Genomic DNA, 20,806 nt, shown 5'->3' with positions numbered 1-20,806 from the left:
AGAAAAGAATGTAGATATTCTTTACAGAGCCGTATGATTGGCTTTGCTTTCAATCGCATTAAGGCGTAAATGAGAGGTAAGAATGGAGACAATTATGAAAATACCGTTTTTATTGGCAATGGCTGCCTCAATACTAACCGGAGTTGTGAGTATTTCAAACAACTCCAGTACAAATCAGACGTGCATACGAATGATAATAGCTCTGATTGGTTTCTATGTACTTGGTAAAATTCTGAGTACTACATTGGCCGGAATCGTCGAAGAACAGAACAAACAGAAACTGGAAGCTGAAAGGCAGCAGCAGCTTGAACAATTCAAACTTGAACAAATTAAACTAGAGCAGGAAAAGAATGAAAAGCTTAAGCAGGAAGAACATTTAGGGACTAAATTGGATTTGTTTGCCGGCAGCAGCCAGGACGATGATTTTTCTCCACTAGATCTATCACAAGCGATCAGGACAAAAGTGAAAGAATAGACTTTGGTGATGTATAGTAATTTAATGGGGGATTTACATGCTTGGTATGAACAATATTAATCAGCTTTGGAAGCAATATACTGAAAATAAAGATCCTGCTGCAAAAGAAAAATTAATTATTCATTATGCATATCTGATTAAATACGTAGCAGGAAGGTTAAGTATCTACTTCGGATCAAATGTGGAATTTGATGATCTGGTTGGTTATGGAGCTTTTGGACTTATAGATGCCATTGAGAAGTTCGATGTTACAAAAGGTGCTAAGTTTGAAACATATGCCTCTTTAAGAATAAGGGGGTCTATAATAGATAGTATCAGAGATCTGGATTGGGTTCCGAGATCTTTGAGACAGAAAAACAAGGAACTGGAAAGAGTTTATGCAGAGATAGAGAATGAATGCGGTCATTCGGCTACCGACAAAGAAGTGGCTGAGAAGCTTGGAATAAGTATGGATGATTTTTATAGGCTCCTTAATGATGTTAATGTTTCTTCAATGATGTCATTGGAAGAATTTATGGAACAAAATTATGAGAGGGGCCTTGAAATAGTCAGTGAAAATACTGAGGACAAGCCTGAAGCTTCTTTGGAGTTCAGTGAGATTAAAGAGCTGTTGGCTGATTCCATAAACAAATTACCCGAAAAAGAGAAAGCGGTAATTACTTTTTATTATTTCGAAGAACTTACTTTGAAAGAAATAAGTGCCATAATGAATGTAACTGAGTCCAGAATATCTCAGCTGCACACAAAAGCACTTTTAAGGATGAGAGGCAAATTGTTCAGACACAAAATAATGCTTGAATCTTAAAGGAGAGTTTATGGCAAATCAAAACGATTTAAAAATCCTGGTTACTGTTTCGCCTGACGAGCTAAAGGCGTTTGTAACCATCTATCCAAGCGAAGACTATTCCAGAGTGAGCAGGGACGAAATAATTTCTGCGCTTCAAAATCAGAAGGTTACATACGGGATCAAGGAAGATGTCATTGACTTATGCAGTAACAGGCCGATTTATAATGAAGAAATATGTATAGCAGAAGGTATCCCGGCACAAAATGGAAAAAACGGATCGGTAATTTATCATTTTGATACATCGGTAGCCAAGTCTCCAACCCTATTGGATGATGGCAGGATAAACTACAGGGAATTGAATTTGATTCAATCTGTAAGCCAGGGCCAGCTGCTCTGCTCTCTGGAACCGCCGTTGATGGGGACTCAGGGTATGACGGTCAGAGGCAAGGTAATTGCTGCTGTGAACGGCAGACCTGCGGTAATGCCGCGGGGAAAAAATGTACAGGTATCGGAAGACGGACAAAAATTGTATGCCTCCACCGCCGGAGAGGTAGAATATCTTGATGCCACAAAGGTAAGTGTCTACACAAACCACGAGGTTCCGGCAGATGTTGACAATTCAACCGGAAATGTAACTTTTGTGGGAAGTGTCATTATAAAAGGAAATGTTTTATCCGGCTTCAGCGTTGAAGCAGGAGGGAATGTTGAGGTTTACGGAGTAGTGGAAGGAGCCACAATCAGGGCAGGCGGAAACATTATTCTCAGAAGGGGAATGCAGGGTATGGGCAAAGGGACCCTCATTGCCGGCGGAGATATAGTATCCAGATATATTGAGTATTGCAATGTGGAGGCACAGGGTAACATCCAGGCAGAAGCCGTCATGCACAGCAACATAAAATGCGGAAACAAGCTTGAACTGACCGGAAGAAAAGGTCTGCTGGTGGGAGGTACCTGTAAGGTAGGCAAGATCATTGTCGCAAAAGTAATCGGCTCTCATATGGCCACTGTAACCGATCTGGAGGTTGGTACCGATCCTACGGTGAGAGAACGTTATAAACAGGTTAAGGAAGAATTATCCTCCAGTGAATCCGATATCAAAAAAGCAGAACAGGCAATAACCATATTGAAAAAACTCGAAGGCATGGGTGCGCTGACACCTGATAAACAGGAAATCCTGACAAAGAGCGTTAGAACCAAGATATATCTTTCATCAAGGGTGGAAGAGCTCAAAAATGAAATGGTCATACTTGATGAAAAACTTCAGCAGGAAGTCAGCGGAAAAGTACGTTCCCTGAATACAATCTATCCGGGTGTGAAAGTCACTATAGGAACCTGCACTATGTATGTTAAAGAAACCTTGCAGTATTGTACCCTGTACAGGGACGGAGCCGATATCAGGGTTGGCGCCGTTGATAGATAGGGCTGTTTTACACAGCAAATCAGAGGGGGGCGGTTAATATGTCAATTAAACCAATGGATTTTCAGGTTTTGTATCCCAAAACAACTGAGCTGTCCAAAACGTATAACGACGAGGCCAACAAAAACCAGGCTGTACACCAGCAGCAGGCCGAGGCAAACCGTGACAGGATAGATCACAGTATGAAGCAGGTTGTTGCCAGGGAAAATGTACAGGGCGGACGAGTAAATGAGAAACAGCAAAAAGATAATAATAAGCAGAACGAGAAAAAAAAGAAGCAAAAGAATAATGGAGAAAATACGCCTAGAATTGATATAAGGATATAGTTTCATTGAGGTGAACATGGGTGCTTTTTACGTAAGTATTATATTTTTAGGGATTTTATTAATAATTGGATCCCTGTTTTTTATTGTAATGGACAAGGTTAACGGAAAAGATTTTTTCAAGGAGTTTGACAGAAAAAAGGAAGAGATGTTTAACCTGATTCAGGATTCTGAAGAAATGCTCCAGGAACTGAACAAAATGTCCGATTATGTTGTAACTTCAATTTCGGAGAAAAATCAGGAATTTTTTGATAAGTATACCAGGGCACAGGCTGATGATGAATATTATCAGCCATCTGAAAATTTGAGCAAGGGGGCCGGGGTGTACAATCAAATGCTAAGGCCCGCGGTATCTGTGAGAGTTAATCCCATGCCGTCGGTACCCGTGGCAAAGATTCCCGTTCCTGTAATGCCCTCTGAAATTGAGCAGGTTTCCCCGACCAGTGGAAATACGCACACAAAGGAAGCTGCTCAGAAGAAAGGCAGGAAGGCCAAAGATAATATAAAACGGCAGGAAGAAATAAAACCAAATGAAGATGTAAATCCGCAGCAGGATGTAAAGCCAAATGAAGATGTAAAGCTGCAACAGGATGAAAAGCTGAATGAAGCTACAATGCAGCAGGATGTAAGGCTGAATGAAGCTATAATACCGCAGGAAGCTGAAAAGCATATGGAACATCTGAAAGTTGACGATGACATAAATGCACAGGAGCTTATTCAACCGGAAGAAAAAGAATTCACCCCGCTCAGTACCGGCCCCAGGTCTGATATTGAAGCTGACGGCAATAAGTCAAAGCTTGTTTTGAACAATAAGAGACATGAGGTTCTGAAAATGATAGAACAGGGAATGACTAATGACGAAATAGCTGACAGGCTCAAAATAGGCAAAGGTGAAATTAATCTGATCAGAGGACTGAGCAAATGAGAAAAGTTCATGAAAAAAGTATTATATTAGGTATCGGTATAGGAATGGTCATAACTTCGGTAGCAGGTCTTATTTATTCGGGCGGTGACGGAACCCGTTCAGATGCCACGGACCTTTCCAGGGAAGAAATAGTCAGACTGGCCAAAGGTTACGGCATGGTTGAACCAGTCCGCCTTGTAGAGGATGATGCAGCAGCAGCCACTCAGACAGGAAATCCTGAAGATCATACACCTTCCGGAAGTACCGGATCAGACTCTCAAAACAGCGCTGCTGCACAGCAAACCGATGAGGCCGGGAAACCTGAAATCCAAACTCCGGCAGAGCCTGATGCGGAGGGGAAAAATATAACGGTGGAAATAAAGCGGGGCTATAATTCCACCATGGTGGCACAACTTTTGTATGATAAAGGTGTCATATCGGATATGAAAAAGTTTGTGGATACCTTGGCCGCATATAGTGCCACAAAGAAAATCAATATAGGCACTTATACCTTCAAGAAAAATGATGATTATGTTCACATTGTTAAAGTCATATGCAGTTTATAAAAAAACCACTCTGAGCTGGTGCTCAAAGTGGTTTTTTAACGGTGTGACTGCATCAGCCCGCCTTTAAGAGTGGCTCCTCAAAAGAACCTTTCCGGATAAATTCTTCCCTGATGACCTTAAAGCCGATAGGAGTGAAGATCAGGACACAGAACAGTTCAGCAAACGGATAACAATACCATACTCCGTTCAAACCAAAGATTTTTCCGAACAGAAATGCACCCGGCAGAATAAACACCAGCTGGCGAAGCAGTGACATTACAAGTGATTTCATACCGTGACCCACTGCCTGGAACATGGTTGTGATTATGATACCAAAAGCGGCCGGCAGGAAACAAAGGCTGATTGTCTTGAGCGCGTAAATTCCAATATCGGATCTTTGACCGAAAATAGACAGAAGCTGACCGGGTATCAATTGGAACATCAACAGCCCCAGTGACATAATAATAATGGTTACCGTCAGGGAGAGATAGAAAGTCTTATAAAATCTCTTCTTTTTATTTGCACCAAAATTATACGCCATGATAGGCATTGCTCCCTGTGTTAATCCGAAAACAGGCATAAATACGAAGGATTGCAGTTTGAAATAAATGCCCAGAACGGCAATAGCTGTTTCCGAGAAGGACATAAGTATGGCGTTCAGACCGGTAGTGGTGACAGATCCGATAGCGTTCATCACTATGGATGGTGCACCGACTTTATATATGTTGACCACATTTTCCTTTTTCAGTTTGAGGCCTTTGAGCGTCAGATGAATATCATGGCTTTTCAGCCTGAACATAGTCATAACATAGGTCATTGCGGTCAGCTGACCGATAACGGTTGCAACGGCCGAACCGGCAATACCCAGCTCAGGAAACCCGAACAAACCGAAAATCAGTATGGGATTCAGAATAATATTGGTTATTGCACCGATGAGCTGCGATATCATTGGAATGAGCATATTACCAGTTGCCTGAAGGGTTTTTGAATGGATTATTTCAATAAACATTCCGGCCGACGCAGCAGTTACTATTGTCAGATAGGTTGTACCCATGGATATTACCCTGGGGTTATCTGAAAACAGCGATATAAACGGTCCTGAGGCCACCAGACCAATTATTACAAAAGCAGCAGCATTCAATATGGCAAGGAACAGGCCTGTCCTTGCAGTAACAGTGGCCTCGTCGACTTTGCCCTCACCCAGCTTTCTGGCTATGAGAGAGTTTGTTCCTATACCTACGCCGACAGCAAACGCCAAAGTCATAATTTGCATGGGAAAAGCTATTGAAACGGCAGTAAAAGCTTCTTCGCCCAATTTTGAAACAAAATAACTGTCAACAACATTGTAGAGGGACTGAACCAGCATTGAAAGCATTGCGGGAAGCGACATCCCGGCAAGAAGCCGTCCAACGGGTACAGTACCCATTTTTTCAGATTTTAGATTATCTTTCTGCATATTAACCCCTTTAATTCTGTAAATAAAAGAACATTTATTCGAACAATTGATTTTATCAAATAACACAGTTAAAAGTCAAATATATTTATGAAGGCCGGCAAATGGATATTATAGCTATTTGCCCATACTGTGAAAATATGATATTGTGAGTATGATTGCAGAATAAGTCATAAAGAAAAACTGCATCGAGGGCATAATTGAAAGTATTACAGTATTACACGAAAGGCAGGCAAACCATGGAGTATAATAAGCTGGACAAGAGAATTCTAATATCATGGAGAATTTCAAGGTTAATAAGATTAATTATAATAGCTGTTGTTATAGGGATACCTTTGTTTTTCCTGTCGAAGGCGGATTTTTTCCAGCCCTTTAAACATTATGCATATATGGGGGCCGGTTTAATACTTCTCTATAAATTGTTTGGTCTGTTTATTTATCCGGCAATAGAATACAGACAGTGGGGATATATAATAACAGATGACAGGGTTGAAATCCGTCACGGAATATTTTTTGTAGGCAATACAATTGTTCCCATTGTCAGAATCCAGCATATAACGGTGTCACAGGGCCCAATCATAAGGAAGCTTGGCATTTCGGTAGTCAATATTCACACAGCAAGCGGGCAGTTCAGTATTGAAGGCATTTCCACGGATGAGGCCGATTCGATTGCAGAGAACCTGCGGGGCAAATTATATAAAAGATTGGATGCTCAGGAGAATTAGGTATCCGTTCACAATTTCAATATGATTTGATGGAGGTAAAAAGTGGATTTCAAACACAGAAGAGGAAACTATCTGATAATATTTGAAAAAGTAATTGAACTGCCAATACTTATTTTAGGAGCTCTCGCAAGTATCATCCTTGTCAAGAATTTCGATGCTCAGGCTGTAATGCCGCTGGTGTTTATATTATTCAGCCCCATTTCAAGGCTGATCAGCTACCTGTTCACTTTTTACACCCTGGAGGAGGAGCATTTGGTGGTAGAGTCGGGGGTTTTTACAAAGCAGCGGGTGGAGATACCTTTTTCCACAATAACCACCGTTGACCTGTCACAAAATATATTATTCCAATTATTCAAGGTTTATAAAATCAAAGTGGACAATGCCAGCCAGACAAATGATACGGCCAACAAATCAAATATTGTGCTGACTTTAAAAATAGACCAGGCAATACAATTCAAAGAGGTATTGACAAAAGGTAAAAACACTCAGGAGCTCAGGGAGCAGGAAGCTGAGACTGATGCAATCAAGGCAATGCCCCAGGATTTTGTCAAACTTGGCCTGCTGCAGTCAAAGTGGGTTTACTTTCTAAGTATCATAGCTGTCGCAGGTCCGTTTTTGGGTATTATCGCTCCAAAGCTTGAGAATATATTTCAGGACATGCTTATCGGTGGATTGATTGCAGCCGCAATTATCTTGGGCTATGTACTTTCGGTAGCCCTGTCGCTTGGCAAAAGCGTTTTAACCTACTATAACTTTAAGGTTTGGGCCACCGATGACACTGTGAAAATAAAATACGGCCTGCTTAATAAAAAGAGCTTTTCCCTGCAGAAAAGCAAGATAAACGGAATAATATTCAAACAGAGTTTACTTATGCGGCTGTGCGGTTTTTATACTGCCGAAGTTATCGTAATAGGCTATGGTGATGCCGATAAAGAGGGTGAAACCGAAAGGGCCATAATCTTTCCCATAGCAACTCTGGAAAGATTAAAGAAAATAGTTGTCAGGCTGCTGCCGGAATATTCTGTTGAATACACCTTGTGCCACCCGGACAGAGGAGCGGTGAGATATTTCTTTGCGAATCCGGGTTTTATATCGGCCCTTATTACGGCGGCAATATCGGTAATGGTTTCAACAGCCGTCGGCCAGCCGCTGATTGCTGCCGCAGCCGCAGTACTTCTGATATTGTCAGTAATAGATGTGCTTCTAAGGTTTAAAAATTCAGGAATAAGTGTAGGCAATAAAAATGTTGTACTGTCTGCCGGAGGCTTCAGCAGGTGGATGGCATTCATAAAGACCGGAAGTATAGAGAGCGTTACTTCAAAAGGTAGTATGTTCAAAAGGGAGAGGGGGTATGTCTCAATATCGCTGGGATATGTGGCCCCGGCACGTGCCGCCCGTCTGACCTCGTATAACCTGCCTGCCGACCAGTTTGAACAGCTCCAGAGTGTATTGAAATACTGACGTGTCAATGCACTGAATTTATGTGCTTAAATATAGTAAAAATGAGAAAAAAATATCGCATTGTTTTATATTTTAGTATTGATTTGTTAAAGTATCTGTGTTACTATATTTAAGCAGTAGAAAAACACATGCCGAAGTGGTGAAATTGGCAGACGCACTGGACTCAAAATCCAGCGTACGCGAGTACATGTCGGTTCGAGTCCGACCTTCGGCACCAAGATAAGTTGACAAGTTTTTGAGAAGAAAACTTGTCAACTTTCTTTTGTTTATACGGGTTTGCAGCATTTCAAGTGGTTGGCGGTTTTCCTGAACGTATGGATTTGAACCCACACACAATCAAAATATAACAATTATATGAGCACGATGGCTATCAAAGCTATTGTGCTTTTTTTGTACCCTAATTAAGAAAGTGAGGATATGTCCATGACGAATTATATAAACAAATCAAATGTGATTACAGAAGGCTTGCGCAAAACCTTTCAAAGTACAGATTGCAAGATGGCGAACCGTCGGTGCTATAGCTATGATATCTTGCCCAATGGTAACCTCACAGTCAATCAGACTGAGGCAGAAGTTGTCCGATGGATTTTCAAGCGGTATCTTGCGAGGGACAGCTTTGGTAAAATCGCTGCCGGTCTTGAAAAATAAGGAGTGATTTCCCCTACCGGAAAAGTGAAATGGAATCGTGAAGCGATTTTCAAATTGCTATCGAATGAAAAGTATACAGGATGGGTTCTGCTGCAAAAGACGATGAGTATTTGCGGTACGCAGTTTAAAAACGAAGGAGAACTCGATCAGGTATTGATTACTCACCACCATGATGCAATCATCTCAACTCAGGATTTTGAAACGGTGCAGCAAATGAAAAATGAGCGTGCAAAGGCGCCAGTTCACGAAATGAAAATGACGCTGTCGTTTTAACAGGAAATATATTCAAATAAATCAAAATATGGTATACTATTAACAAAGAGAGCGGCGGAGCCCATGAATCATAGAACTTTTACTAATATTCCCACTAAGCAATACAATTGGGTTATGGATAAACCCCTTCAGATTGCGGCCTATTGCAGGGTTAGCAGCCTCAAAGAGGCCCAAGAATTAAGCCTTAAAATTCAGATTCTATATTATACAGATAAAATTGAGGCTTGTACCTTCGGAGAGAATGTTGGGGTGTTTTCAGATACAGCAACAGGCCGGAATATTCGGCAACGTCCGGCGTTTAGGAAGCTTATGACAAAATGTCGAGCAGGTAAAGTGGATATCATTCTTACAAAGTCCATTAGCCGCTTCGGAAGAAATTCCTTGGAAACCATCCAGCGATTACGGGAGCTTCGAAGCCTGAACATTGATGTTTATTTTGAACAGGAGAACATCCATCTGCTTGACCCTGCTGCACAGCACATTATTGAGATATACTGTGCGCTGGCACAAAATGAGAGTGAGAACAAAAGCCACAACATTCGTTGGGGAATCCATGAGGGGTTTCGAGCAGGAACCTCGGGTTATCAAAACTTTCCTTGCTATGGGTATTACTACGATAAAGAAAAGCAGATGCTGAAAATTGTTTCAAAGGAAGCGAAGGTTATCCGAATGATTTTTGATTTGCGTCTGCAAGGCTATAGTCTTGGCAGAATTTCAGCAGAGCTGGCAAAAAGAGCGATCTCCTCACCAAATGGTAAGCCAGTTTGGAGCCGGGAATGCATCCGAAAAATGCTTTGCAATGAGAAATACACTGGATCAGTGATGCACAAAAGACCTATGTGGAGGACTTCTTCACTGGCAATCAGAAGCACAATACCGGACAGCGTGAACGATATTTCTACAAGAACCACCATATGCCAATTGTGGAGTGGGACGTTTTTGTGCGAGTGAATGGCGTATAAATGAAACTGTGTGTTATAGCAATAATGGGAAGTTGATTTCCGGTGAGTAGGGAGATATCTATGTTAAAAGGTACGCTTAAAAATAGATGGGTGGGATGATATGTTTGACTTATCTAATCTGAATGATTACGAATTTGAGATACTATGCAAGGATATAATGCAGGATCTACTTGATGAGGAGTTATTTACCTTTTCGCGTGGGGTTGATGCAGGTGTTGATATTTGTGATAAGGAGAACCCCCCCACAATAATAATTCAAGCCAAGCACTATGCGAGTAGTACATACTCTCAACTTAAATCCTCGCTAAAAAAAGATGTCACAAAAATCCAACGACATCATCCCCAAAAATACTTTGTTTGTACAAGCCAAAGTCTAACCAGAAAAAACAAGCAGGAAATCATAGAGATGTTTAATGAATTTATGCCTGATATTTCTCATGTGATAGATAAAAATGATATCAACAGTTTCCTCGAAGATGAGCAAAACAAGGACATAGTTGTAAAAAATTATAAGCTTTGGTTATGCGCATCGGATGTCTTATCACTTGTCAACAACCAAAATATTTTTATTGATTGCTCCGAACTCATGCTTGATATCGAGGAGCAAATTAAGTTGTTTGTCGAGACGCAGGCATACCACAATGCAATAAAAAAGCTTCGTCAAGATAATATCATCATTATCATCGGCGCACCTGGCGTTGGTAAGAGCACCCTATCAAAAATGCTGCTCTTGTACTATGCCGATAAGAATTATAAAGTTCGATATGTAACCAACAACAATATTTCGGAAATAAAGCGGTCACTTAATCTAGCCCCAAATAAAAAAGAAATTGTGCTTTTAGATGATTTTCTTGGTCAGCATTATCTTAACTTAAAAGATTCTCAGCCCAATGAATTGAAAACACTCATATCATTTGTTACCAGAAGCAAAAATAAAAAACTGATACTTAATAGTCGAGTTACTATTTTGAATGAAGCGGCGCAAGCCTATCTGACTTTCAGGGAAATCATGGTCAGGTATGAGCAAAATAAGTATCTGCTTGATTTAGACGAGATGTCATCTTTGGAGAAAGCAAAAATCCTATACAACCATCTTTACTTTAATGGGCTGCCACAGGATTATTTATCTCAAGTGAAGCGAAACAAGGGATACCTAAGGATAGTTAATCATGTAAATTATAACCCAAGAATTATAGAGTATGTCACGCAGAAGCATAATTACGAGACTGTTCCCAGTAGGGATTATCTTCAATACATTATTGGAAAGCTAGACAACCCAGAAGATGTCTGGAAGGATGAATTTCGAAACAGATTAGATATGGGAGATCGTATTCTCATGAATACGCTATATTCACTTTCTGATACAACCGTTGATAATGTTGTATTGGAGCGTGCTTTTAATGAGCGAATTCGGAAGGTGAAGGGCGATACATCTGTAAATCAATACAAGGAATCTGTTATTCGATTAACCGATTCCTTGATTAAAAACGTAGATGATAGAGGCACAGTGAAGATTGCGGCAATCAATCCATCAGTGAATGATTACCTTTTTTCGGAAATCACATTAAATTCGAATGAACAGATAGCAATAATCGAAAACGCTGTTTTTTATGAGCAGATTTTCAGAGCTCTAAAATCTGATACAGCAAAGTTGCATTATAGAAAAAAACTATGTTCCTATGATTTTCTTAAAATGGACACATTAAAAAACACTGCATTTTTCTATTTTTTGAAGAGCATTGTCGAGTTGCATATTCTGGATAGGTCATTAAAACGCAAAACTACAATTTCATTGGAGCGCGCATACGGAAGTTTGAGCTATCAGGACAGAGAAGAATATGGCCAAATTTTGCAAAAGCTCTATTCCGGTGAATACTGTGAATTTTATGAACTTCAAAAAATATTTTTTACATCAGAAAAAATGTTTTATATCCTAAAGCCACTTACGCTAGATAATGCCATTGAGTTGATAAGCGCAATCACGGATGACTACGACGTTTCTGATGATGAAGAACTGACAGAAGTATTCAAAAATCAGCTCGTTGACAAAATTTCAGATTATGTTCAAGATGAGTTGTCAGATGAACTCGCAGATGCGGTTTCTCATGTGATTAATAAAGCCGAAAGCGAAGATATTGCAGGGTTTATGGATGGAACTACCACATTTTTGGAAGACGCTGTATGGTCAGAGTTAGAAGATTTAGCTTACGAAAAAATTAAAGATCATATCACCAATATCAACGGAGAAATTGATATTAGTGATAAGGACTTTGGTGTGTCTGATATGCGATATTATCTCGATATTTCAGATAGCATAACATCTGCGTTAAAAACAGATTATGACGAAGACGACGATAGAAGATATAGCCATTCGGAATCCGATACCTCGCTTATTGTAGCAATGTTTGAAAGGTGATTCTTTTATATTAAGATATATGAAGGCATTAACAAGAAGCTAGTAACGACTTTAATCTATCATTAATTTGAAGTAAAAATGAAAATTTTCGGATTGTTGGCAATATTTATGACCTATCACTTGTTGGTTTAAACAAACTGCATGGGATAGAATTCAGGTTCAGAAATCTGGTGTGTCAATAGATCAGAAGTCAAATATCAACAGGTAAACCGGAAATAGATATACGTGCTTGGCGAAAGTATCTATTGTACGAATTAGTAATAGGAAGGAAATAAGCTTATGTTTAAGGACGTCACAACAATTAAAATGTCAGGAGCAAATTTCGACTCCTTGACTTCATTTGATTTCTTCAATCCGCATGATGAAAATAAGGTTAAAACTGTTAAAGGTGCGCTCCTTTATGGTAGAAACGGTACAGGTAAGAGCACTATTGCAAGGGCTTTCCGGAAGCTTGCTGGAGGAAACGTTCCAGTCATAACCAGTGCAACATTTTATGATGATGCGGGTCATCTTGTGATGCTTACCGAAGAAGAAAAAAAGCATATCTTCATTTTTGACGAGGACTACGTGGATCAAAATGTAAGATTACAGCAGGATCACCTTGAAACCATTGTGATGCTTGGTCAAGCGGCTGATCTGACAGAGAAGATTGAGAAGGCTGGGGCTGAACGGGATACAGCAAAAACCGCTTACGATCAAAAGGACGCAGTATATAATGAATACTGTGATGCAAGCAATGTAAAATCTCCCAAGCACTATATTAGCCTTTTGGTGAATGCCCTTCGAGGAGATGACAACTGGGCTGGACGCGACAGAGAAATCAATAATGGCCGACAGAACACCGGCGTAAAAGATGATACGTATAAGAAGTTTGTGACACTTACACCATCCAAACCGAAAACGGAACTGATAGCTGACTATAAAGCAAAACTAAAGGAACTTGAAGCTGCGAAAACTGGCGCTTCTACTGTTGATGTAAGAGTTCCATCGGTACCAGATTCTTATAGCACTTATGACGATGAAACTGTACAACTGCTTCTTGCTGAGAAAATAGAGAAACCGGAACTATCTGAACGCGAGAATAAGCTATTCGAATTGCTACAAGATGGAAAAGGCAATGAGCTATCTCAAAGACTAACAGTATTCCATAAAAAGGAGACTGTAGAATGCCCGTATTGCTTTCAATTAGTGACACCGGAGCATAGGAAAACTCTGGTAGAGAGTATTGAGAAGGTACTCAGTAAGGCGGTTGAAAGCCATCAGAAAGCTCTTCGAGATCATATTTTTGATCAAATCATCATTAATCTTAACTCATATGAAAGGCTTGAAGGTTATCAGACGTGCGTTGATCTGATTGCTAAGATTAATGCTGCGATCCAGGAAAACAATGATAATCTGAAAAAGAAGATTGAAAATTCCTATGAGCCGATTAATACAAAAACTACCGAAGTTAAGACACTGGTAACCCAACTTATGACAGCTCTTGAGGATTTAGAAAAAGCGAGAACTGAATATAATAAAGCAGCAAAGAAGACGGACCCTATCATTAAAGAGTTGAACAAAATCAATAGTGAAATTGCCCATTATGATGTAGCTGACTTAGTTATGCAACTTGATAAGCAGCAGGATGAATATGTCGTGGCAGAGAAATTGCACAAAGAATTTAAAGTAGCATATGATGCAAAGAAAAAAGCAGTTGATGATCTGGAGGCGCAGAGAAAAAATATACGAATTGCGCTTGATGCCATCAACGCTTGTATGAAATACATTTTCTTTGCAGATGACAGGTTGAAGATTGAGTATGTCGATGGATCGTATAAGCTTCTATCACATGGGAAGAGTGTAAAGCCATGTGATGTGTCTGTTGGGGAGCGTAACATCATAGGTCTCAGCTATTTCTTTACAAGTATTCTTGAAGGTCAGGAAGAGACGCGAGCCTATGGGGAGGAGTATTTACTTGTTATTGACGATCCTGTTTCCAGCTACGATACGGAGAACAAAATTGGGATTCTGTCATTCTTGAAATATAAGCTGAGCATGTTCTTAGAGGGAAATCCTAATACGAGAGCACTTGTAATGACACATGACTTAATGACATTCTATGATGTTCACAAGTTATTTGAAGAAATTGTGGATGTGTGCAAACAGAAAGGATATCCTCAAGGCCCTAAATTCAATCGCTTAGAGATGCGTGATGGAGGCATGAAGACATTCTCCTACAATAATCGGCAAGAGTATACGGAAATTCTCAAGGCAGCTTATACATATGCATCTGGACAAGCTAATGATTACGAACTAGTTATCGGAAATATGATGCGTCAAGCACTGGAGGCGTTCTCGACTTTTGAATATAAGAAGGGTATCGAGGCTGTTTCCACAGATGTGCAGATCCTCGGTTTACTACCGGAGCCAGAGTATGTTTCATATTATAAAAATTTGATGTATCGATTAGTTCTCCACGGCGGAAGCCACAAGGAAGAACAGATAAAGGCCATGAAGGACTTTCAGTTCTTTAGTCTTATATCGGAAACCGAAAAAAAGAGAACAGCAAAGGATGTTCTCTGCTTTATCTATTTGCTGAACAAAAGACATTTGTTAGAGCACTTGAAAGACTCTGGGAACATTGAACCTGAATTGCAATCCTGGTGTCAAGATATCAATACCCGAAGCGGCGGTAATATGAGTAGCCTACGCAAACCGCAATTTATTTGGTCTCAGGTTGACGTTTTTTAACGGACTTACAATGGCTGGTTTCCTCAGATGCTAACAGAGTATCGTTATCGTACAATGAATAAACGCTTATAATACAAATGATACGTAAATAGCTTGCTGCAGAAATATGATGTTTTGCAATCGGAATGTGTAGAGTTTTAGAGGGATTTGTGATGGATAAAACAAAAATCAAGTGTAAGTTATGTGGAATGCATTATTCCGAAGATGAAATGAGTGAAGAGCACTATCCGGCTCGAAGCGTAGGTAACGAAGACATTATAGCTCTTGATATTGTAAAAATGATTGATTCTTTTCAATCTGAAGAAATGCGCAATGATGTATTAAAAAAAATATCAGCAGGCGAAAGCGCAGATAATATTCTTGGAGATATATTTGACACTAAATTATCAAAATCAATATATCCGGCAGGGAGAACCGCAAGGACGCTGTGTAGAAAATGCAACACATTTTTGGGCAAATATGATGCGGCATACTTGAAATTTTTTTCGCTGGATGGAGAACCAAAGAAAATTAAAGGGTTTAAAGAAAGCACCAAACTTCAGATTATAAAATCTATCTTCGGTAAATTTCTATCTGTGCCAGAAGCTAAAAATGAAGAATTTGATTTTCTGGATTTTCTTAATAACGAGGTGGAGACAAAGTATTCTGGGAAATGGAAACTGTATTTTATCAAAAGAGATTTAAGCACTGATCTCTTAGGGTTAAATGATATTGGAACTGGAAAAGCAACTTTTGATGAAGGCATTGTTTACGAGTTGTCAGACGACAGATTCATATTCAATCTCATGAACTTTGAGAAGCATTCATGTTTTTCGATGACTAATATTTTTGATATTCTCAATAAAAATTATGTATTAGTCAAGGGTGCTGGAAATGATGGTGGTTATCATGCTCAGATTTTGATGTCGCGGTTATTTCAGTATACTGATGAAAATGTGTATGGCTAAATATGAATGCGCTTTTTGAGTAATGATAGATTCCGATATAAAATATAATTTTGAACTGCATAGTTTGTTTATAACCTCCCAATAATGATAGTTCAAATCCACATCTGAAAATAGGATGATATCCAGTATTGACATGGCTCGCAAAAAGACATACCTTTCCGTCAAGGGGAAGCGCCAATAAGGATGTTTTCAGTTTTTGAGATTTGCCGCAGGATTTTAAGTCCTGCGGCTTTTCTCTTGGTCTAAACTTTGCCCACAAAGTTGAAGTACACATCAACCTGTTGGGTGTAATTTTTCTTCTTCCACGGTTCACTGCGGTCATGGACAACGATTTTCTCGATAAACTCCCGCACCAACTCCGGCGTCAGTTCCTGAATATTGGTGTACTTATCCACGATTTTCAGAAAACGGTCGGCGTTCAGCATTTTGTCCTTTGCCCCGCTGATGGCCTGTTCCAGTTCTGCCGCGCGGTTGGAAAGCGCCAGCTTTTCCGTTTCGTAGCTGCCTGTCAGCATATGAAATTGCTGTTCCGACAGGTGTTCCAGCGCCATTTGCTCAAAGGCTTTCCGAAACAGCTTATCCAGTTCCTCCAAACGCCTCCGTGCCTTTTCCAGCTCACGGGTCTGCGCCGCCATATCTTTTTTAAGCTGGCTTTGGTGCTTTTCCATCGCCCGCTTCAGGAAGGCTTCCCGGTGCGCATTTGCCTCCAGCGTTACGCGCCGTATCTCCGCCAGCACAATCTGGCGCAAAGCCACCGCCTTGACGGTATGTGGCGTACAATCCTCCTTATGGCGGTGATACCTTCCGCAGATATAGACATAGCGTTCTTCCTCCCAGCCGCCGCAGCGGCTGACGTAGAGCTTTGCCCCGCAGTCGCGGCAGCAAATCAGCCCGGAAAGCATATCCTGCTCACCCAAGCGGTTGGGGCGGCGCTTGCCCTGCCGTACCCTCTGCACGATATCCCATGTCTCACGGTCTACAAGCGGCTCATGGGCATTTTCAAACCGCAGCCATTTCTCCGGCGGGTTTTTCTTCTTTTTCCTGCTTTTGAAGGATGGGGCAAAAGTACGGCAGTTGACCAAAGTACCGATATATTCCTCATGCTCTAAAATTTGAGCCACAGTCTTTTCCAGCCAAGCATAGGATTTTCCCCCACAGGGCGAAAAAGCGGATTCGTTCTTGCATTTTAGAATATACGCCTGTGGGGTCAAGACCTGTTCTTCCAGTAAGATACGCGCAATCTTACTGGGGCCTGAACCGCCGGCACATAGGGAAAAGATGTGCTGTACCATAGGTGCGGTATCCTCATTGGGGACAATGCGTTTTGGGTTGTCCGGGTCTTTTTTGTAACCATAGGGCGGATGTGTGCCAATCCGTTCCCCGCGCTGGGCGCTCGCCATCTTGATGGCTCTGACCTTTTTGCTGGTGTCCCGTGCGTGCCACTCGTTGAACAGGTCACGCAGAGGAAGGGTATCGTCCGTCCCTTTTTCGGTATCAATGGCGTCATTGACGGCAATATACCGCACCCCATAGTCAGGAAGCTTTTCCTCAATGAGATAGCCCATCACAAGGCGGTTTCTGCCAAGCCGGGAATGGTCTTTGACAATAATCGTGGACACATTTCCAGCTTCAACCTCTGCCATCATGGCGACATATCCGGGGCGGTCAAAGGTCACACCGCTGAACCCGTCGTCTGCCCATACCCTTGGATTGGGGAAACCGTTCTTTTCCGCATATTCACTTAATATCTGCTTTTGGTGCTGGATACTGCCGGATTCGCCCGCAAGCTCGTCCTCTTGGCTCAAACGGCAATAGAGTGCCGTGATTTTCTCGTTTTGCTGTAACAATTTTGGTAACTCCTTTCCTCTGTACAGCCAAAACGATTCCGAATAAATTGTATGAATCCATTTTACCCGGAATCGCTCTGCGCGTCCAGACAAAATCGACTCTCTACGCCGTTTCTATCTCTTTTTCAATTAAACGGGCAACCTTATCCGCAGCAGTTATATCGCTCTGCTCCTTGTAATATGCGGTTACCAGATAAGTCACCCCGCCGATTTCAAATTTTCGCTTCTCTTTGTCGCCTTCGGCAATCGTAATGTTCGATTGACCAAGGCTTTTCATGCGCTCCCTCCCTTCAAAAAAGTGATGATCCGATATATTTTAAGCCCCTTCGGGCGCTTCTTTCGATTCCAAGGTTTACAGGTTACTGCTTGCGGTGCCGCAGGCATAGTTGCCGTCCCGCAAGATTTCATTGATTGTTGGGTTGCTCTGCTTCATAAATTCCACGCCCATCTGTCCTGCCTGCTCCGCCATCTGGGCGAAGTCCTCTGCGCTGAGATGGCCGGTCAGATACATCAAAACCTTGAGCAGTAGGAAGTATCCGGCAGCGGAGGTCTTGCCGCTTTTGCGCTGGGTGTTCTCAAACTTTTTGAGCGTTTCCTCCAGTTGCCCGGCCACCAGACGCTGAATGTCAGCAGGGTGGTAAATCGCCATCAGCTCCTGCCGGATGATGCTGGCAATCAGGTCGATATGCTGGGCATTGCTGTTCACCGACAGCCCTTCCTCAATAAAGCGGCGGAGCTGCTCGGCAACAGTAATTTGGTTGAAGGCTGCCAGTCGCTTAATCGAATCAGCGGTGGTATCCGGCACCTTTACATTGAGTTGAACGGTCGTATAGGGTTTCATTTTACACCTCTTTTCCGGCTATTGAGCCGACAGTCCAAAGACATTCCAAGGATACCCTCGGATTTCCATTGCAGGCTTTGCCTGCAAGCCGTTTTCCGGCGAGTCTGCTACTCGCCTATTCCTGCCTATATCGCAAATTTTAACAGTTTGCCAATATAGTTTTCCCTGCCGCACGTGGCAGGGTGTCGCTTCGCTCCAAAAGTAAAAAATCATATTCACACCTCCTTTCGGAAAAAATAAAAAGCCTAACAAGACCGACACGGCAGGTGTCGACTTCATTAGGCTTTGCTTCTATTCGTTATTCTTCTTTTGGTACGGCCTTTCTGCCGTAAATTTATGGTAACAGGTCCGTTGAAGTTTGTCAAGCTGGTGCGTGAATGTCAGTGTCTGGCTTGCCGCCTCTTTTTTACTTATTTAATAGCAGGAAGTAAGTCTTGATACTACGTTTTTGAGTAGGTGGAAACAAGTTTCGCATCACATTATGTCTTGACGCTTGATTATTTCTAAGTTAAGAAATATAATAGAAAAAGAAACATACAAACGGAGGGCAATCCAGGATGGAATATTTCAGCGTAAAGGAAGCGGCAAAGAATTGGGGGCTGACTACCCGTATGGTGAATTATTACTGTACCAGCGGACGCATTCCGGGTGTGCAGAGAATCGGCAACATATGGGCAATTCCAAAAGAGGCAAGTAAGCCAGAGGATGGACGGAAAGGAAACGGCCGTAAGCCCAAAGCGGGAGATCAGGAGCGTGACAGATGAATCAATTACGTTTGTTAATCAGCAGTAGCTTCTTCGATAAGTGCCTTGACCTGCGGATACGGCTGTTCAACATTCTGGCAATGGCGGGTGTGACAGTCAGCCTTATATCCGCTATCGTCGCTGTTGTAATGGGAGAAAAGCTGCAAAATACCATCGTGTATCTGGTATTTGCCCTGCTAGCCGCAGTACTTTTAGTGTATGCTTCCAAAAGCGGAAAATATCAGCAGTGTTATTTGATTACTATTCTGGCTGTTTTTTTCGTAGGGTTTCCCATTTTCTTTTTTTTAAATGGCGGATATTATGGCGCAACCCCTTATTTTTTTATCTTTGCTATGGTATTTACGGTTTTTATGCTGGAAGGGAAAAAGGCAGTTATCATTGCACTGTTTGAGATGTTGTTTTACATAGGGCTTTGCCTGTATGCCTATTTGACTTTTGACCCGGGCGCCTATTACAGCAGCCGTTGGCTTGTGATGACGGATACGGTGTTTGGGTTTGTCGTGGTTGGCCTTGCCCTGAGTATTGTCATGCTGATGCAATTTCGGCTTTACAACGAACAGCAGAAAAGGCTGGACGAGCAAAACCATATTCTTGAGAGAACCAGCCGTGCAAAAACCGAATTCTTGTCCAACACCTCCCACGAAATGCGTACGCCGCTCACCGTCATTTCAGTCAATATACAGACTGTGGCAGAAATGCTTCAGGACACAGAGGAAGCGGTGAACGATGCACAAGCAACGGAGCTGCTCCTAAATGCACAGGAAGAGATTATGCGGCTGACCCGCATGGTTGGCGGTATGTTGACGCTTTCCTTTCTGCGGGAGAAGACCGACAGGCAGGCCGTGGATTTTTCAACGCTCCTACGCAGCAGTGCGGATATCTTTGCCCTGCATTTGAAAAAGCAGGGCAATCTTCTGAAAACGGATATTGCGGACGGACTTGAGGTATTCGGCAATGCCGATCTGCTGGCACAGGTGGTAGCAAATCTTCTGCAAAATGCGGCCGCCTATACAAAACAGGGAGAGATTACCCTACAAGCTGAAAAAACAGGGCATGAGATTCTGGTGCGGGTGGAGGACACCGGCTCCGGTATTTCCGCCGAGCTTCTTCCCCATGTGTTTGAACGGGGTGTTTCTACAGGCGGCACGGGCTTTGGCCTGTATCTGTGCAAGACCGTGGTGGAATCCTATGGCGGGCGGATTTGGATTGAGAATCTACCGGGTGGCGGTACGCTGGCGGCGTTTATCCTGCCGACCTATGAGGGACAATTTGGGGGGTGAAGAGC

General features: G+C 41.9%; 20 protein-coding genes and 1 tRNA gene. 17 read left to right on the top strand and 4 right to left on the bottom strand.

From position 1 onward, the window contains the following. Positions 1–94: 94 nt before the first annotated feature. From CTER_RS14020 to CTER_RS13995, 6 genes are read left to right on the top strand one after another with little or no spacing between them, the layout of a single operon-like run. Positions 95–475: a hypothetical protein gene (locus CTER_RS14020; protein WP_242834989.1), complete on the top strand. Its 381-nt coding sequence runs from the start codon at positions 95–97 to the stop codon at positions 473–475. 37 nt (positions 476–512) lie between these two features. After that, positions 513–1,280: a FliA/WhiG family RNA polymerase sigma factor gene (locus CTER_RS14015; protein WP_004626299.1), complete on the top strand. Its 768-nt coding sequence runs from the start codon at positions 513–515 to the stop codon at positions 1,278–1,280. A gap of 10 nt (positions 1,281–1,290) precedes the next feature. After that, positions 1,291–2,682, top strand: coding sequence for a DUF342 domain-containing protein (locus CTER_RS14010; RefSeq protein ID WP_004626297.1), 1,392 nt, complete (start codon positions 1,291–1,293; stop codon positions 2,680–2,682). 38 nt (positions 2,683–2,720) lie between these two features. Then, positions 2,721–3,005, top strand: a complete 285-nt coding sequence (locus CTER_RS14005) for a hypothetical protein (RefSeq protein WP_004626268.1) — start codon at positions 2,721–2,723, stop codon at positions 3,003–3,005. A 16-nt stretch (positions 3,006–3,021) separates the two neighbouring features. After that, positions 3,022–3,927 (top strand): helix-turn-helix domain-containing protein, encoded by a 906-nt coding sequence (locus CTER_RS28865; protein ID WP_004626192.1) that lies wholly within the window; start codon positions 3,022–3,024, stop codon positions 3,925–3,927. Next, positions 3,924–4,472: a hypothetical protein gene (locus tag CTER_RS13995; protein WP_004626331.1), complete on the top strand. Its 549-nt coding sequence runs from the start codon at positions 3,924–3,926 to the stop codon at positions 4,470–4,472. Before CTER_RS28865 ends, CTER_RS13995 begins: the two co-directional genes overlap by 4 nt. Before the next feature lie 52 nt (positions 4,473–4,524). Here the strand turns inward: CTER_RS13995 and CTER_RS13990 are convergent, their stop codons facing one another. Further along, on the bottom strand, positions 4,525–5,907 hold the full coding sequence (locus CTER_RS13990) for an MATE family efflux transporter (protein WP_004626169.1): 1,383 nt from the start codon (positions 5,905–5,907) through the stop codon (positions 4,525–4,527). 236 nt (positions 5,908–6,143) lie between these two features. Between CTER_RS13990 and CTER_RS13985 the strand changes: the two genes are divergently transcribed. The 9 genes from CTER_RS13985 (at position 6,144) to CTER_RS13950 (ending at position 16,069) form a co-directional block, all read left to right on the top strand. Then, positions 6,144–6,629, top strand: coding sequence for a PH domain-containing protein (locus CTER_RS13985; RefSeq protein WP_040761180.1), 486 nt, complete (start codon positions 6,144–6,146; stop codon positions 6,627–6,629). Positions 6,630–6,671: 42 nt separating this feature from the next. After that, entirely contained in the window at positions 6,672–8,090 is a 1,419-nt protein-coding gene (locus CTER_RS13980; protein ID WP_004626164.1) for a PH domain-containing protein, read from the top strand. A gap of 130 nt (positions 8,091–8,220) precedes the next feature. Continuing rightward, positions 8,221–8,307, top strand: a tRNA-Leu gene (locus CTER_RS13975). Positions 8,308–8,513: 206 nt separating this feature from the next. Then, positions 8,514–8,738, top strand: a complete 225-nt coding sequence (locus CTER_RS28860; RefSeq protein ID WP_242834988.1) for a recombinase family protein — start codon at positions 8,514–8,516, stop codon at positions 8,736–8,738. A 3-nt stretch (positions 8,739–8,741) separates the two neighbouring features. Next, positions 8,742–9,011 (top strand): recombinase family protein, encoded by a 270-nt coding sequence (locus CTER_RS28855; RefSeq protein ID WP_242834987.1) that lies wholly within the window; start codon positions 8,742–8,744, stop codon positions 9,009–9,011. A gap of 63 nt (positions 9,012–9,074) precedes the next feature. After that, the gene (locus CTER_RS13965) at positions 9,075–9,962 is read left to right on the top strand and encodes a recombinase family protein (RefSeq protein WP_004626229.1); all 888 of its coding nucleotides are present in this window, start codon (positions 9,075–9,077) and stop codon (positions 9,960–9,962) included. A 111-nt stretch (positions 9,963–10,073) separates the two neighbouring features. Further along, positions 10,074–12,389, top strand: coding sequence for an nSTAND3 domain-containing NTPase (locus CTER_RS13960; RefSeq protein ID WP_004626343.1), 2,316 nt, complete (start codon positions 10,074–10,076; stop codon positions 12,387–12,389). Positions 12,390–12,668: 279 nt separating this feature from the next. Beyond that, positions 12,669–15,122 carry an AAA family ATPase gene (locus CTER_RS13955; protein ID WP_004626367.1) on the top strand — a complete coding sequence of 818 codons (2,454 nt, stop codon included), beginning with the start codon at positions 12,669–12,671 and terminating at the stop codon, positions 15,120–15,122. Positions 15,123–15,274: 152 nt separating this feature from the next. Beyond that, a complete protein-coding gene (locus CTER_RS13950; RefSeq protein ID WP_004626212.1) occupies positions 15,275–16,069 on the top strand; it encodes a hypothetical protein in 795 nt (264 codons plus the stop codon). A 242-nt stretch (positions 16,070–16,311) separates the two neighbouring features. On the opposite strand, the gene CTER_RS13945 is transcribed toward CTER_RS13950, so the two are convergent. From CTER_RS13945 to CTER_RS13940, 3 genes are all read right to left on the bottom strand, one after another. After that, positions 16,312–17,916: a recombinase family protein gene (locus CTER_RS13945; RefSeq protein ID WP_004626301.1), complete on the bottom strand. Its 1,605-nt coding sequence runs from the start codon at positions 17,914–17,916 to the stop codon at positions 16,312–16,314. Between the two features lie 103 nt (positions 17,917–18,019). Beyond that, the gene (locus CTER_RS27665) at positions 18,020–18,193 is read right to left on the bottom strand and encodes a hypothetical protein (protein ID WP_004626188.1); all 174 of its coding nucleotides are present in this window, start codon (positions 18,191–18,193) and stop codon (positions 18,020–18,022) included. A gap of 75 nt (positions 18,194–18,268) precedes the next feature. Continuing rightward, the gene (locus CTER_RS13940; protein ID WP_004626218.1) at positions 18,269–18,757 is read right to left on the bottom strand and encodes a hypothetical protein; all 489 of its coding nucleotides are present in this window, start codon (positions 18,755–18,757) and stop codon (positions 18,269–18,271) included. 557 nt (positions 18,758–19,314) lie between these two features. Here CTER_RS13940 and CTER_RS13930 point away from each other — a divergent pair. Further along, positions 19,315–19,521 carry a MerR family transcriptional regulator gene (locus tag CTER_RS13930; protein ID WP_004626244.1) on the top strand — a complete coding sequence of 69 codons (207 nt, stop codon included), beginning with the start codon at positions 19,315–19,317 and terminating at the stop codon, positions 19,519–19,521. Next, complete coding sequence (locus CTER_RS13925; protein WP_004626312.1) at positions 19,518–20,801, top strand: sensor histidine kinase; 1,284 nt, start codon at positions 19,518–19,520, stop codon at positions 20,799–20,801. Before CTER_RS13930 ends, CTER_RS13925 begins: the two co-directional genes overlap by 4 nt. Positions 20,802–20,806 lie beyond the last annotated feature (5 nt).

The organism is Ruminiclostridium cellobioparum subsp. termitidis CT1112, from assembly GCF_000350485.1.
Classification (GTDB): domain Bacteria; phylum Bacillota; class Clostridia; order Acetivibrionales; family DSM-1351; genus Ruminiclostridium; species Ruminiclostridium termitidis.
The sequence above is the reverse complement of the archived record's forward strand: the minus strand, read 5'-3'. Positions and strand labels throughout refer to the sequence as shown.